This is a genomic window from Burkholderia sp. AU31624 (assembly GCF_020420065.1).
In the GTDB taxonomy this organism is placed as follows: domain Bacteria; phylum Pseudomonadota; class Gammaproteobacteria; order Burkholderiales; family Burkholderiaceae; genus Burkholderia.
This window is the reverse complement of the sequence record NZ_JAIZRT010000002.1, coordinates 1081728-1095511: the sequence shown is the minus strand read 5'-3', so window position 1 is coordinate 1095511 and position 13784 is coordinate 1081728. Positions and strand designations below refer to the sequence as shown.

General features: G+C 64.2%; 14 protein-coding genes. 8 read left to right on the top strand and 6 right to left on the bottom strand.

From position 1 onward, the window contains the following. Nucleotides 1-22 precede the first annotated feature (22 nt). The 5 genes from LGM89_RS10155 to LGM89_RS10135 all read left to right on the top strand — a co-directional run bounded on the left by LGM89_RS10155 (nt 23) and on the right by LGM89_RS10135 (nt 6515). Nucleotides 23-790, top strand: a complete 768-nt coding sequence (locus LGM89_RS10155; RefSeq protein ID WP_226203736.1) for an NTP transferase domain-containing protein — start codon at nt 23-25, stop codon at nt 788-790. Beyond that, nucleotides 787-2472 carry a phosphoenolpyruvate mutase gene (aepX, locus tag LGM89_RS10150; protein WP_039357130.1) on the top strand — a complete coding sequence of 562 codons (1686 nt, stop codon included), beginning with the start codon at nt 787-789 and terminating at the stop codon, nt 2470-2472. Before LGM89_RS10155 ends, aepX begins: the two co-directional genes overlap by 4 nt. After that, on the top strand, nt 2469-3650 hold the full coding sequence (gene aepY, locus LGM89_RS10145) for a phosphonopyruvate decarboxylase (protein ID WP_226272983.1): 1182 nt from the start codon (nt 2469-2471) through the stop codon (nt 3648-3650). The genes aepX and aepY overlap by 4 nt, the downstream gene beginning before the upstream one ends. After that, nucleotides 3650-4714, top strand: coding sequence for a 2-aminoethylphosphonate aminotransferase (locus tag LGM89_RS10140; protein ID WP_226272982.1), 1065 nt, complete (start codon nt 3650-3652; stop codon nt 4712-4714). The genes aepY and LGM89_RS10140 overlap by 1 nt, the downstream gene beginning before the upstream one ends. Before the next feature lie 655 nt (nt 4715-5369). Continuing rightward, the gene (locus LGM89_RS10135) at nt 5370-6515 is read left to right on the top strand and encodes a branched-chain amino acid ABC transporter substrate-binding protein (protein ID WP_413226760.1); all 1146 of its coding nucleotides are present in this window, start codon (nt 5370-5372) and stop codon (nt 6513-6515) included. Between the two features lie 96 nt (nt 6516-6611). Here LGM89_RS10135 and LGM89_RS10130 read toward each other — a convergent pair whose 3' ends face one another. Together LGM89_RS10130 and LGM89_RS10125 are read right to left on the bottom strand one after the other, a co-directional pair. Then, nucleotides 6612-7541 carry an asparaginase domain-containing protein gene (locus LGM89_RS10130; protein ID WP_226272981.1) on the bottom strand — a complete coding sequence of 310 codons (930 nt, stop codon included), beginning with the start codon at nt 7539-7541 and terminating at the stop codon, nt 6612-6614. 11 nt (nt 7542-7552) lie between these two features. Further along, complete coding sequence (locus tag LGM89_RS10125; protein ID WP_226272980.1) at nt 7553-8698, bottom strand: threonine synthase; 1146 nt, start codon at nt 8696-8698, stop codon at nt 7553-7555. Nucleotides 8699-8769: 71 nt separating this feature from the next. Here LGM89_RS10125 and LGM89_RS37150 point away from each other — a divergent pair, with 71 nt between their 5' ends. Next, the gene (locus LGM89_RS37150) at nt 8770-8898 is read left to right on the top strand and encodes a hypothetical protein (protein ID WP_264172479.1); all 129 of its coding nucleotides are present in this window, start codon (nt 8770-8772) and stop codon (nt 8896-8898) included. On the opposite strand, the gene LGM89_RS10120 is transcribed toward LGM89_RS37150, so the two are convergent. Beyond that, nucleotides 8891-9520: a transcriptional regulator gene (locus LGM89_RS10120; RefSeq protein WP_226272979.1), complete on the bottom strand. Its 630-nt coding sequence runs from the start codon at nt 9518-9520 to the stop codon at nt 8891-8893. The two genes, LGM89_RS37150 and LGM89_RS10120, sit on opposite strands and share 8 nt — an antisense overlap. Nucleotides 9521-9658: 138 nt before the next feature. Next, the gene (locus LGM89_RS10115) at nt 9659-10024 is read right to left on the bottom strand and encodes a VOC family protein (RefSeq protein ID WP_089427747.1); all 366 of its coding nucleotides are present in this window, start codon (nt 10022-10024) and stop codon (nt 9659-9661) included. A gap of 139 nt (nt 10025-10163) precedes the next feature. Between LGM89_RS10115 and LGM89_RS10110 the strand changes: the two genes are divergently transcribed. After that, complete coding sequence (locus LGM89_RS10110; protein ID WP_226272978.1) at nt 10164-10988, top strand: multidrug ABC transporter ATPase; 825 nt, start codon at nt 10164-10166, stop codon at nt 10986-10988. A 36-nt stretch (nt 10989-11024) separates the two neighbouring features. Here LGM89_RS10110 and LGM89_RS10105 read toward each other — a convergent pair whose 3' ends face one another. Then, a complete protein-coding gene (locus LGM89_RS10105; protein ID WP_226203750.1) occupies nt 11025-12176 on the bottom strand; it encodes an acyltransferase family protein in 1152 nt (383 codons plus the stop codon). A 319-nt stretch (nt 12177-12495) separates the two neighbouring features. On the opposite strand from LGM89_RS10105, the gene pip reads away from it, so the two are divergent. Then, nucleotides 12496-13428: a prolyl aminopeptidase gene (gene pip / locus LGM89_RS10100; protein WP_226272977.1), complete on the top strand. Its 933-nt coding sequence runs from the start codon at nt 12496-12498 to the stop codon at nt 13426-13428. Nucleotides 13429-13495: 67 nt separating this feature from the next. Here pip and LGM89_RS10095 read toward each other — a convergent pair whose 3' ends face one another. After that, nucleotides 13496-13768 (bottom strand): hypothetical protein, encoded by a 273-nt coding sequence (locus tag LGM89_RS10095; RefSeq protein ID WP_226203754.1) that lies wholly within the window; start codon nt 13766-13768, stop codon nt 13496-13498. Between the last annotated feature and the right edge of the window lie 16 nt (nt 13769-13784).

Genomic DNA, 13784 nt, shown 5'->3' with positions numbered 1-13784 from the left:
CGGCTTTTTGGTTGGAGAACCCATGCGAGCCATCATTCTTGCGGCAGGCCTCGGCTTGCGCCTGCAACAACCGCCCGAGGCGCAGTTCCCGAAGTGCCTGCTGCGCTTCGACGACGTGTCGCTGCTCGAGCGCCATCTGCGCGTACTCGATGCCGCGGGCGTCGACGAGATCGTGCTTGGGCTGGGCTTCCAGCACGAGAAGGTCGAGCAGGAATTGAAGCGTCTCGGCCGCCAGGCCGAGATCGTGATCAACGACCGCTACGACCTCGGCAGCGTGCTGACCGTGCATACCATCGCCGATGCGATGACGCGCGGCGGCGACGTGCTGCTGATGGACGCCGACGTACTGTATGACGAGAACATCCTGCACGCGCTGGTGGCCGACTCCGACAAGGCGGTCGACCGCCTGCTGATCGATCGCGACTTCGAAGCCGGCGACGAGCCCGTCAAGCTGTGCCTGAAGAACGGCGTGCCGGTCGAGCTGCGCAAGCAGCTTGCAGTCGACCTCGACTACGACACGATCGGCGAATCGGTCGGCTTCTTCCGCTTCACCGAAGGCACCGCACGCCGCCTCGCGACGATCGTCGCGGGCTACGTCGACAGCGGCCGCGCGAACATGCCGCACGAAGAAGCCGTGCGCGACCTGCTGCTCGAAGGCGGTCACTCGTTCGACGTCGCCGACGTCACCGGCTCGCCGTGGATCGAGATCGACTTCCCGAACGACGTCGCCCGCGCCACGCAGGAAATCCTTCCCCTGATTCAACGCACTACCGCAGGAGTCGCACGATGAACGCACGCGAACCCAACTTCACCGAATCGCGCAGCGCACGCCTGCGCCGCATGCTCGTCAGCAGCGACCTCGAATTCCTGATGGAAGCGCACAACGGCCTGTCCGCAAGGATCGTCCGCGAAGCCGGCTTCAAGGGCATCTGGGCATCGGGCCTCGCGATCTCCGCGCAGTTCGGCGTGCGTGACAACAACGAGGCGAGCTGGACCCAGGTCGTCGACGTGCTCGAATTCATGGCCGACGCGAGCGACCTGCCGATCCTGCTCGACGGCGACACCGGCTACGGCAACTTCAACAACGTGCGCCGCCTCGTGAAGAAGCTCGAGCAGCGCGGCATCGCGGGCGTCTGTATCGAGGACAAGCAGTTCCCGAAGACCAACAGCTTCATCGGCGGCGAGCGCCAGCCGCTCGCGGAAATCGACGAGTTCTGCGGCAAGATCAAGGCCGGCAAGGATTCGCAGACCGATCCCGACTTCTCGATCGTCGCGCGTGTCGAAGCGCTGATCGCGGGCTGGGGCATGGACGAGGCGCTGCGCCGCGCGAACGCGTACGCGGAAGCCGGTGCCGACGCGATCCTGATCCACAGCAAGCTGTCACGCCCGGACGAGATCCTGCAGTTCGCGCGCGAATGGAGCGGCAAGGCGCCGCTCGTGATCGTGCCGACCAAGTACTACAGCACGCCGACCGACGTGTTCCGCCAGGCCGGCATCAGCACCGTGATCTGGGCGAACCACCTGATCCGCGCATCGGCATCCGCGATGCAGGCGACCGCGCGCGAGATCCACGAGAGCGAAACGCTGATCAACGTCGAGGACCGCGTTGCATCGGTCAACGAGATCTTCCGCCTGCAGGACGCCGACGAATACTCGGCGGCCGAGCGTATCTACCTGTCGTCGTCGTCGCGCGCGTCGAACGCGGCGATCGTGCTCGCCGCGAGCCGCGGCAAGGGCCTCGAAGCCGTGACCGAAGACAAGCCGAAGGTCATGCTGCCGGTCGCCGGCAAGCCGCTGCTGCGCTGGCTCGTCGACGGCTTCAAGACGCACGGCGTGAACGACATCACCGTGGTCGGCGGCTATCGCGCCGACGCGATCGACACGTCGGGCATCAAGCTCGTCGTCAACGAACGCCATGCACAGACGGGCGAACTCGCATCGCTCGCTTGCGCGGCCGACCGCCTGACCGGCGACACCGTGATCTCGTACGGCGACCTGCTGTTCCGCAGCTATATCGTGCGCGACCTCGCGGAGAGCGAGGCCGAGTTCAGCGTGGTGGTCGATTCGTCGCTCACCGAGACCAACCAGAGCGTGCGCGATTTCGCGCTCTGCTCCGCCGCAGACGATCGCGGCCTGTTCGGCCAGAAGACGTACCTGCAACGCGTATCGAGCGACGTCGCCGCAGGCACGCCGCACGGCCGCTGGATCGGCCTGCTGAACGTGCGCGGCGCCGGTGTCGATCGCCTGAAGGCCATGCTCGCGACGCTGCAGGCGCGCCCTGATTTCGACACGCTCGATATCCCGTCGCTGCTCAACGAACTGATCGCCGCCGGCGAGAAGATCGAGGTGCAGTACGTGCACGGCCACTGGCGCGGCGTCAACGATCTCGAGGACTTCCGCCGCGCGGGCGACTTCGCGCACGGCCAGACGCCGCTGTCCGAACCGGGTGCCGGCAACGGGGGCGCGCAATGATCGAAGCGGCCCAGTTCGTCGAGGCCGCGCGCGCGCGTGGTTTCGACTGGTACGCGGGGGTGCCCTGCTCGTACCTGACGCCGTTCATCAATTACGTGCTGCAGGACCCGACGCTGAATTACGTGTCGGCCGCGAACGAAGGCGACGCGGTCGCGCTGATCGCGGGCGCGACGCTCGGCGGCAAGCGCGGGATCGCGATGATGCAGAACTCGGGGCTCGGCAACGCGGTGAGCCCGCTCACGTCGCTCACGTGGACGTTCCGGCTGCCGCAGCTGCTGATCGTCACGTGGCGCGGCCAGCCGGGCGTGGCCGACGAGCCGCAGCACGCGCTGATGGGCCCGATCACGCCCGCGATGCTCGACACGATGGAGATCCCGTGGGAGACGTTCCCGACCGACCCCGATCAGGTCGGCCCGGCACTCGACCGCGCGATCGCGCACATGGACGCGACGGGCCGCCCGTACGCGCTCGTGATGCAGAAAGGCAGCGTCGCGCCGTATGAACTGAAATCGAACCCGGCCGCGAAGCCGCGTGCGCATGTCGCCGCGCAAGCGTCGTCGCGCGCCGCGTCGGCCGAAGCCTGGCCGACCCGCCAGGACGCGCTGCAGCGCGTGATCGCGCACACGCCGGTCGAATCGACCGTCGTGCTCGCGTCGACCGGCTTCTGCGGCCGCGAACTCTACGCCATCGACGATCGCCCGAACCAGCTGTACATGGTCGGCTCGATGGGTTGCGTGACGCCGATGGCGCTCGGTCTCGCGCTTGCGCGCCCCGACCTGCGTGTCGTCGCGGTCGACGGCGACGGCGCCGCGCTGATGCGCATGGGCGTGTTCGCGACGCTCGGCACCTACGGCCCGGCCAACCTCACGCACGTGCTGCTCGACAACGGCGCGCACGAATCGACGGGTGGCCAGGCCACCGTGTCGCAACATGTTTCGTTCGCGGGTGTGGCTGCCGCGTGCGGGTATGCGTCGGCGGTCGAAGGCGACACGCTGGACGTGCTCGATACGGCGCTTGCTTCGTCGGCCGACGGTGCACAGTTCGTGCGACTGGCAATCCGCACCGGCGTGCCCGACGGCCTGCCCCGCCCGACCGTCACGCCGGTCGAGGTCAAGACCCGTCTGATGCGGCACATCGGCGCCGCGCAGACCGAAGCCCACGTTGAAGGAGCCCATTGATGCTGCTGCTGAACCCCGGCCCGGTCACGCTCACCGAACGCGTGCGCCGCAGCCTGCTGCAACCCGACCTGTGCCATCGCGAAAGCGAATTCTTCGATCTGCAGGATGAAGCGCGTGCGCGTCTCGTTGCTGCGTATGAGCTTGATCCGGCCGAGTGGACGGCTGTGCTGATGACGGGCTCGGGTACCGCTGCCGTTGAAAGCATGATCGCCGCGCTCGTGCCGAAGGACGGCAAGCTGCTCGTGATCGAGAACGGTGTCTATGGTGAGCGGATCACGCAGATCGCGACGCAGTATGGGATCGCGCATGATGTGCTCAAGCACGAGTGGATGCAGGCGCCTGATCTTGCGCAAATCGGTGCGCGACTCGACGCGGGTGGTTACTCGCACGTCGCTGTGATCCATCACGAAACGACGACGGGTCGCCTGAACGATCTCGGCGCGATCGCGGAAGTCTGCCGTTCGCGTGGCGTGAAGATGCTCGTCGACGGCGTCAGCAGCTTTGGGGCGGAAGCGATCGATTTTGCTGGTGGCGATATCGATGCTGTGGCTGCGACCGCGAACAAGTGCCTGCACGGCGTGCCGGGCGCTGCGTTCGTGATCGTGCGTCGCAGTGCGCTCGCGAATGCGGCGAGCCGTACGTACTACCTCGATCTCGGTCGTCTCGCGAAGCTGCAGGATCAGCGCAATACGCCGTTCACGCCTTCCGTGCATGCGTATTACGCGCTCGTCGAGGCGCTGCGCGAGTTTGACGAGGCTGGCGGCTGGCGTGCGCGGCATGCGCATTACAAGGCGCTCGCCGATCAGGCGCAAGCCGGGCTTGCGGCGCGCGGGATGCCGTTGGTGCTGCCGGAAGGTGAATCGTCGGTTGTGCTGCGTGCTTATCGGTTGCCGCAAGGTGTGACGTACGAAACGCTGCACGACGGGTTGAAGGCACGTGGCTTCGTGATTTACGCGGGGCAAGGCGGGCTGTCGAAGGAACTGTTCCGGATTTCGACGATGGGCGCGATTCAGGCGGCTGATGTCGAGCGGTTGCTGGAAGGGTTTACGGCGCTGACGCGGTAAGCGTTGTCCGCACCTCATCTACGAAAGGCCCGGGCAATGCTCCCGGGCCTTTTTCATTGTTCGCGATGCTCCGGCAAAGGCTGAACTTATTGACAACGTTTGGCTGGCAGCGGTGGCTGGCATGTTGTAGGCCCACATCGGCCGCGTGTATTTAACGGAATGGCGGCTGCTTTGGAGGTCTTCGAGACTTCGCGTCATCCCGATCGCATTCAGGCCTGAGGTGCCGCCAGCAGCACGTACCTGCTGGCGCGGCAATGCCAAATATCCCCGGTCGATCCAGCGATCAACGTTGCGTTCAAGTCAACTGCGTGGACCGAGACGCTGTGCTTCTTCCAATCTGGACCTACCTCCCGTCCATCAGTCAGTCGTTCAGCCTCTGGTCGATGCCGGACAATACCAAGCGTTTACCCCTACAATACATTTTATTTAATTCTAGATAATCTTTCTAGAAACAGGAGCCCCAAGGAGCAGACGGGCCGCTAACCAGCGGCCAGGCTCCCGACCATAACGCTACGGAATGCTAATCAGTCTTTCCTCGGGTGATGGGCTGCTCTGACGAATACTCACATTCGGAAACGTCGCCAACGTCGCGACTTCGACAGGAGACGCCGCATGCATTTTCAACAGCAACCCAGTTCAACAAGAGGCTAAGCAAATGAAATCTCAACTCAAACCTGGCAACGCCGCGCTGACACTCGCCTGCGTTGCCATGGTCTACGGTCAAGCGGCTCTCGCGGACGTGATCGTGAAGATCGGCAGCGCCGAACCGCTGACCGGCAACATTGCTCACATGGGCCAGGATGCGGCCGATGGCGCCAAGCTCGCCGTCCAGCAGATCAACAAGGCCGGCAATCTGGTCATCGGCGGTCAAAAGGTCATCCTGGAGGTCGAGTCGCTGGATGACCAGGCCGATCCCAGGATCGGTACGAACGTCGCGCAGAAGCTGGTCGACGATGGCGTCGTGGCCGTGATCGGCCACCTGAACTCCGGCGTGTCCATCCCCGCGTCCAAAATCTACCGCGACAACGGCGTCACGCAGATCACGCCGGGCTCCACCAACCCGCAGTACACACTGCAAGGCTACAAGACCGCCTTCCGCGTGATCGGCACCGATGCCCAGCAGGGCCCCGCCCTCGCGAAATACGCCAAAAACCAGAAAGTCAAGACGGTCGCGATCGTCGACGACGCCACGGCCTACGGCCAGGGTCTTGCGGACCAGTTCGAGAAGACCGCCAAGGCCGAAGGCATCCAGGTGCTATCGCGCGATGCGACCAACGACAAGGCCACTGACTTCAAGGCCATCCTGACCAAGATCAAGGCCGAACGCCCCGACGCCATCATGTATGGCGGAGAGGACGCCACCGGCGGCCCCTTCGCCAAACAGGCCATGCAACTGGCCCTGCGCGCCAGGATCCTGGCGGGCGACGGTGTCTGCACGACCGATTTGGCCCGGTTGGCCGGCGACGCCGCCGACAATCTGGTCTGTTCCGTCGCGGGCGGCGATCTGTCCGCGATGGCGGGCAGCGCTGCGTTCAGCAAGGAACTGAAGGCCGTGTACGGCCACGATCCAGTGGTCTACTCGCCGGTTGCGTACAGCGCCGTTTACGTGATCGCCGATGCGATGAAACGCGCCAACTCGATCACGCGCGCCGGCATCCTGTCCGCCATGCCCGCGACCAATCTGAACACGCTGATTGGCAATATCCGGTTCGACGAGCACGGCGACCTGAAGGACAGCACCATCTCCCTTTACAAGTACGTGAAAGGCAAGCGAACCCTGCTGGAAGTCGAGAAGATGTGAACGAGGCGGGGCCGACGCGGGGGCCTCCAAGCCCCCACGCCGGCCCCGCAACGGGCGCATCTTTGCCGAGATCGTTGAGTAGCCGCCGTCCGCGGATCAGCGCCCGGCCTTTCCGCTGCGAGTTGCACGACCAAGCTCCGCGATGAGCCGGATTCGTGCCTTTGATGCGTCCAGGCCGTCATAACCTGCCGTGGTCAGGCCGAGGTCGTGGGCGCGCGCATAGGCATATTTGGGTACGGCTGAATTGACCCGGAAACCCTGGGCACAGCGTGTCGATAGCACGACGGGGATTTGCCGCGCGGCTTCGCTCAGGAATCTCTCCGACTGCGCCGAGAAACCCCCTGCGCCCTTGCCTGCCACGACGATACCGTCGAGTTCGGAGATCGCCGGCAAGCCGACGAGAGGCCCGAAGGTCTCCATGACGATCGCAACGCGGGCGCCGAGGTCGGATACATCGAGATCCGCGTAACTCTCGTCAACGGCTCCCGAACCGGTGAGCGTCACAATGCCGGCCTCGATGGAGCCGCGGATCGCTGTTTCCGGTCCGAAGGGCTGAATGGCCTGTGGCCATACCTTGACGATCGAAACCGGATCGAAAATCCGTCCCGCGAAGGCCACGAGAGCGCTCGCGCCCTTCTGCATGGCCTGTGCCAGAAGTCCGGAATCCGCCAGATTGCGCGGACCGTCGGCATTGGCATTGCCGCCGGGGATCGCCGCACCGGTCAAAACGACGGGCCGATCGCGATCAAAAAGCAGAGCGGCCGCATAGGCGACATCTTCCATTGCGTCGGTGCCGCAGCACATGACGAAAGCTTCGCTCTCGCGATCCTGCCGCATGACGTCACGAGCCCGGCAAAGTGAGGCAAAAGTCAGATCGCAGCTATCGACAGGATCGATATCACGTCCAATCCAGTCTGCTTGACCGCTCGATACGATCAGATCGCGCGCCAGTAGACGCTTGATCGTCCCATCACTCTGATAGCTTTCCGTGATGGTGCCGCCGCAATTCAGGAGTCCGATTTTCATGGAGGGAGCCTTTAGGCAAGCGTATCCGGAATTTCCGCGTACATATCCGCGATGGCTTCGGCATTCTTGATACCCGTGCCCGTCAGCAGGACCACCGTTTCCTCTCGCGCCTCAATCGCCCCCAGTTGCGTGAGCCGATCAAATCCTGCAACCGCGGTCGCCGAAGTCAGCTCCGGCAGAAGGCCCAGTCGCGCAATCCGCCTGAGCGCGTCGACGATTGCTTCTTCCTCCACGGCCACCGTCGTACCGCCCGTCTCTCTGACAGCGTTGATCACTTGCGCCAGCCGTAGAGGATGGGCGATGGCCGTCCCCTCGGAAACCGTCTTTCGGACCTCGCGTGGAATGGGCGTCGTGACGCCCGCCTGAAAGCTGGCATCGATAGGAGAACAGTTCAATGGCTGGCATACGAAGAGCTTGGGCATTTTGTGAATCTGGCCCGCGCGCATCAGTTCCGAGAACGCCAAATAACAGCCGAGCACATTGCTGCCCGCGCCTGCAGGCATGACGATGTTGTCCGGCGCCTGGAAGTTGAGGTCCTCCCAGATCTCGTAGCCGACCGACTTGGTCCCTTCGAGGAAAAATGGCTGCCAATTATGGCTGGCGTAGAAGATGCTCGCGGACTGCAGGACGGCCTCGTCCTCACACGCCTGTCGAGGCCCGTCGACCAGTTGTACCTCCGCCCCGTAGGCTCGCATCTGGGCAATCTTCGCGGGCGACGCGTATGCGGGCGCCAGAATCTTCACGCGCACGGCGCCTGCAGCGCCATACGCCGCCACCGACGCGCCGCCGTTTCCCGAACTGTCCTCCAGAACGGACGCGATGCCTTGCTGCCGCAACATCGAGAGCATCACCGTCGTGCCGCGATCCTTGAAGCTGCTTGTGGGGCTGAACCACTCCAGCTTGAAATGCGGCCGGTGGTCGCCCCACGGCTTCTGGATCAACGGGGTGCACCCTTCCCCCATGGAGATGGGGGAGACGATCTCGACTGGAAGCGACGCGCGATAGCGCCATTGGGAGCGAATGTGTCGATCGATGTCGTCCCGGGAAATGCCAGCCTGCGGCGAGATCAGGAGCGGCCTGCGGTCGTCCGAACACCACCGAGGCGTGTCGAGAGGATAAGTAGTGCCGCTGAGCGGCTCGACATAGTGCGGTTTCAAGTTTTCCGACTCCGCTTTGGCACATACCGGATCGCTGCAAGAGCAAGACGATGACGGCTGGGACGTTGGGGATGAAACACACGGCCCGCGCGCTGCCCATGCAGTTCGAAGGCCACTTGCACCGCCGCGATCACGGCGTCCGGCACGAGCAATTGAGCGACGACATGCTGGTCGACGAGAAGTCGCGTGGCGTCATTTGACATCGCTGTACACCGTTGCGCGCGAGACGCCCAGGTAGACGGCAATGGTGTCCATCGCCCGACGGACCTCGAGCAGGCCAGCCGCCTTGAGCTCCTTCAGGAGCGAGCGGCGGTCCTCCGGCTTGAGCGAGCGCGGTGTCGACGCCATGCGTGCGGCGAACTCGTCGATACGGGCGCGAATGAGATCCGCGCCAGCGGGGTCCAGCGATTCCCTGGCAGGCGTGGTGCCCTCGACCGCCATGAAGCTGCTTAGCATGTTCTGAAATCCCCGGAACAACGTGAGGTCGATATTCAGGCACAACGCGGCGATGTAGTCGCCTTTGGAGTCCTTGATACCGATGGAAGTGCTCTTCACCTGACGGCCGTCCGAGAACTGATTCGGATAGTTGGCGATGATCTGCTCGTAGGCGGCGTCCATGATCCGCGCAAGCCCCAATTCAGTGGCAGGCTGTCCGACTTCTCGACCTGACAGGTTGTTGTGGATCGCGAGCACCGCGTGCTCCGGGTCGAGGAGATCATGGACCACGACCTCGGTAAACGGGGCGAAGGTCTTGGCCAGCCCTTCGGCGACCTGTTTGAGCTGCCCCAGCAGTAGCTGCTGTTCGGGCGTCTTCTTCGGCATGTCGGGTCCAGTGATCTTCCTTGGCATGCCGGGCAGTTTGGCCACGTCAAGACGATTTGTCAAATTCAAAACAATTCGTCTAGATTAAAATCCTGAACATGGTCGGAAGCAACCGCCGGTTCCTGGTTCTTGTCTTGATTACTGGCCCGATTCGTCTGCTGACCATACGGCCAGTTCATAGCCATCGGGATCAAGGAACTGGAAGCGCCGACCGCCAGGGAACGAGAAAATCTGACGGGTGATGGTGGCTCCCGCCGCCTCGATCCTTCGACGGGTTTCAACCAGATCGTCAGCGTAGAGGATGACTAACGGGCCGCCGGGCCGGACGGGCTCACCGGTCGTCAACCCGCCCGTGATCCGGCCGTCGCGAAACTCGGTATAGGTGGGACCATAATCCGTGAAGGTCCAGCCGAACACGCTGCCATAGAAGGCCTTGCTTCGTGCAATGCTGTTAACATTGAATTCGATGTTGTCAATCTGCCGGTCTTTCCCTCGAATGCTCATCCGTGCCACTTTCCTTGGTGTTTGTCGAGAATCGATTATAGGCACCGTGGCCACGCCCATGACGACGCGGGGTAGTTCGGAAGACGTTCGTTTCCGCCCGTTGAGCGATTTCCACGTCAATCCGTAAAAAACCTCCCTCATGACCCCGAGAATCGCTCGTTTTGTTCCGCTGCTGGCGCTCGCCGCGGCACCGTTCGCTCATGCTGACGATAGCCAGTCCTGCAACGACGAAACCATCACGGCCATCGCCCGCTGGGCCGGCATCGCAAGCGCACGCATCGCAACGCGCGACACGAACCGGCTCGTCGTCGCGTCGGCGTGCAAGGTCATGCCGAATGCACCCGAAACGACGATCGCGGCCGTTGCGTTCGATTCGCTTCCCAAAAGCAAGAACCCGGACGAAAGCAGCAAGCTGCAGGTCGTCGCCCTCGTCGAAGGTGGCACGGTCGTGGCGGCCGAGCGTTCGGTGATCCAGGAGGACGCGGCGATACAGATCGGCGAGAACAGTTATCGCATCGATACGGCGCCGTACCGACTGTCGCCGGATGTACGGGCATTCGGCGTCGTGTTCAGCAGCACCGCGCACGGACCGAGCTGCCCGGATGCCTACATGGAGAACGAACTGACACTGTGGATTCGCGAAGGCGCTCGCATCCGCCCCGTGTTTGGTACCAATCTCAATGGCTGGGTCGCCACCACAGGCACCGCGTGCGGCCCCGATACCAGCGACCTGCGCAGCGAGTCCGCCCGCATGACGATTGCGGTCGAGAAGACGTCGCACAACGGCTTTGCGGACCTGTCGATTACGGCACACGTCATGAACGCGGAAAGCAACGACGACAAACAACCGGACGCGGGAAAACGCACCGTGCGCACGATCGTCAAATACGACGGCAAATCATACGGGAGCGATATGTACCGGGACTTCTGGTATTCGCCTGCCTCGAAGAAGCGATTCAAATGACGGTAAGCGGGGCCGCAGTAACGCCGCCCCGCCCGCCTACTCCGCCACCTTCGCTCCGATCGCCTCGCCCGACGTCGGCATCCGCAGCGCGTCGTCCCGAACGCGTCGCGCCTCGCGCGCCGAATAGCGATCCTTCAACCGCAGGAACGGTTTCTCGACGAGGAAATAGCTGGCAGTCGCGGCCATCAGCGCCCACACGATCCCAAGCGGAAACGCATGCGGAACCTGCAGATCCGGATTCGCGAACGGCTGCTGCCACAGATAAAGACTGAACGAGATCGTGCCGACGAACACGACCGGCCGCGCACGCAACCACCGCGCACACCAGAACTCGCTCCGGAAATTCAACACGACGATCACGATCGCGATCAGCGCGGCTTCGACCGTCACGCCATAGGTCGCATTCCAGAACCCGCCGAGCCGATGTTCGGCGAGCGGCATGCCGATCAGTACGATGACGATGATCGCGGTCACGATGCGCGTCTCGTTGCGCCACGTACGAATCCAGGCCTCAAGCCGCTCGCGATTGAGCGACACATAACAGCCGATCAGGATCGGATCGACGCCGGTGTGCAGCATCATCCCGAGCTGCCCGCGCAGCGCAGGCGCAATGAAATATGTCACGGCGCGCACCAGCGGCACGACCAGGATCAACGCAGCCAGCCAGCGCGTGCCGCCACGCCGCATCCCATACACGAACAGCAGCGGCCAGAACCAGTAGAACTGTTCCTCGAGCGCGAGCGACCAGAAATGGCCGAGATACCACGCGCCGTCCGGATGCAGCGCGTTGTCGCCGGTCAGCCCGAACCACGCCGAGTAATTCCACAGGTGCAGCGCCGCATACAGCCACTGCCGTCGATCGACGTCGAACCAGCCGGTGAAGGCCACGATCGCCACCGCCGCGAGATAGACATAGCACGCCGGCCAGATCCGCAGCGCGCGGCGCACGTAGAACGACGTCAACGCGATGCCACCCGTGCGCGCGAACTCGGCGCGCAGCACGTTGGTGATCAGGAAACCGCTGAGGACGAAGAAGATCAGCACGCCAAGCCGGCCGTCGGCGATCAGCCGCAACGGCGCGTACCAGCCCGTGTAGCCGCCGGGCAGCACGTGCTCGGCATGTCCGACAACGACCATCGCGACCGCGACGGCGCGCAACCCGGTCAACTGCGTGACGCGATGGTTCATCGGCTGGTTTCCGTTGGCACGGTGGATGGGCAGCACGCCGGCGCCCCGCTTCGGCACGCCGATATGCCGCCGGGATTTTGTATGAAAAATATCGGAATGAAATTGCTTCAAAAATCCCCGCGCCGCTGCCGGCGGCCGCGCACGCCGCAACGAGCCGACACCCGGGGCGGCGAATGGGCATAATGACAAGCCTTGTCCGGCGGCGGCCGGGTCGATGCCGACACAACGATTTTTGCGGCGGCGCAATATCGGTAGCCCCCGCCCGCACACCGGCCCGCGCGTCGTCCACTTCCTGCCGCCCCTTACCCGGAGCCTGCCTGTGTACCCACCGATCGAACCCTACGCCCACGGCCACCTCGACACCGGCGACGGCCATCGCGTCTACTGGGAGCGCTGCGGCAACCCGGCCGGCAAGCCCGCCGTGTTCCTGCACGGCGGCCCCGGCGCCGGCTGCAGCCCCGACCATCGCCGCCTGTTCGATCCGGCGCGCTACGACATCCTGCTGTTCGACCAGCGCGGCTGCGGGCGCTCGACACCGCATGCGAGCCTCGAGAACAACACGACGTGGGATCTGGTCGCCGATATCGAGCGCCTGCGCGAGATGGTCGGCGCGGACAAGTGGCTCGTGTTCGGCGGCTCGTGGGGCAGCGCGTTGTCGATCGCGTACGCGGAAACGCATCCCGAGCGCGTGAGCGCACTGGTCGTGCGCGGCATCTTCACGATGCGTCGCGCGGAATTGCTGTGGTACTACCAGGAAGGCGCGTCGTGGCTGTTCCCCGACCTGTGGGAAGACTTCGTTGCACCGATTCCGGAAGCCGAGCGCGGCGACCTGATGGCCGCCTACCATCGGCGGCTGACCGGCAACGACGAAGCCATGAAGCTCGAAGCCGCACGTGCGTGGAGTATCTGGGAAGGCCGCACGATCACGCTGCTGCCCGACCCCAAACTCGCCGCGCACTTCGCGGACGGTCACTACGCGCTCGCGTTCGCGCGCATCGAGAACCACTACTTCGTGAACCAGGGCTTCGTCGAGGAAGGCCAGTTGCTGCGCGACGCGCCTCGCCTCGCCGGCATTCCGGGCGTGATCGTGCAGGGTCGCTATGACGTCGCGACACCCGCGCGCACCGCATGGGAGTTGTCGAAGGCGTGGCCGGATGCGACGTTCGAGATCGTGCCCGGCGCGGGGCATGCGTACAACGAGCCGGGGATTCTGGAAGCGCTGGTCGCGGCGACGGACCGGTTCGCCGCGTAAGCGCAATCAACGTGATGCAACGCGGTGCGTGCGGCCGTGCCTGCCGGCACGCTCACGCACCGCCCTGTCAAAGCGCCGCTTCGACGATCGCCCTGCCGCTGATCGCCCGCTCGACGAGTTGCTCGTCGCCGACCTTGCGAATCGCGTCGTCGAGCAATCCTTCCGGCGCTTCGGTCGCCACCTTCAGCAAGCCCGACAGCCCGCGCGCGTCGAGCACCACCAGCGTCTCCATCGAATCCGCCCGGCTCACGAGCACGCGGCGCCACGCCGGCCCCGCGCCGAAGCTCGCGCAGAGCGCAATCGTGTCGCTGCCGAGCGTGTAGTCGAAGTTCTTGATCATGATCCGCCGCCGTTGC

Excerpts from the sequence above, each read along its gene's own strand:
- LGM89_RS10140 (WP_226272982.1), top strand. The coding sequence starts at position 3,650 with ATGCTGCTGCTGAACCCCGGCCCGGTCACGCTCACCGAACGCGTGCGC.
- aepX (WP_039357130.1), top strand. The coding sequence starts at position 787 with ATGAACGCACGCGAACCCAACTTCACCGAATCGCGCAGCGCACGCCTG.
- LGM89_RS10155 (WP_226203736.1), top strand. The coding sequence starts at position 23 with ATGCGAGCCATCATTCTTGCGGCAGGCCTCGGCTTGCGCCTGCAACAA.
- LGM89_RS37150 (WP_264172479.1), top strand. The coding sequence starts at position 8,770 with ATGAAACACACGGCCCGCGCGCTGCCCATGCAGTTCGAAGGCCACTTG.
- LGM89_RS10115 (WP_089427747.1), bottom strand. The coding sequence starts at position 10,024 with ATGAGCATTCGAGGGAAAGACCGGCAGATTGACAACATCGAATTCAAT.
- LGM89_RS10135 (WP_413226760.1), top strand. The coding sequence starts at position 5,370 with ATGAAATCTCAACTCAAACCTGGCAACGCCGCGCTGACACTCGCCTGC.
- LGM89_RS10130 (WP_226272981.1), bottom strand. The coding sequence starts at position 7,541 with ATGAAAATCGGACTCCTGAATTGCGGCGGCACCATCACGGAAAGCTAT.
- LGM89_RS10105 (WP_226203750.1), bottom strand. The coding sequence starts at position 12,176 with ATGAACCATCGCGTCACGCAGTTGACCGGGTTGCGCGCCGTCGCGGTC.
- LGM89_RS10110 (WP_226272978.1), top strand. The coding sequence starts at position 10,164 with ATGACCCCGAGAATCGCTCGTTTTGTTCCGCTGCTGGCGCTCGCCGCG.
- LGM89_RS10120 (WP_226272979.1), bottom strand. The coding sequence starts at position 9,520 with ATGCCGAAGAAGACGCCCGAACAGCAGCTACTGCTGGGGCAGCTCAAA.
- LGM89_RS10095 (WP_226203754.1), bottom strand. The coding sequence starts at position 13,768 with ATGATCAAGAACTTCGACTACACGCTCGGCAGCGACACGATTGCGCTC.
- aepY (WP_226272983.1), top strand. The coding sequence starts at position 2,469 with ATGATCGAAGCGGCCCAGTTCGTCGAGGCCGCGCGCGCGCGTGGTTTC.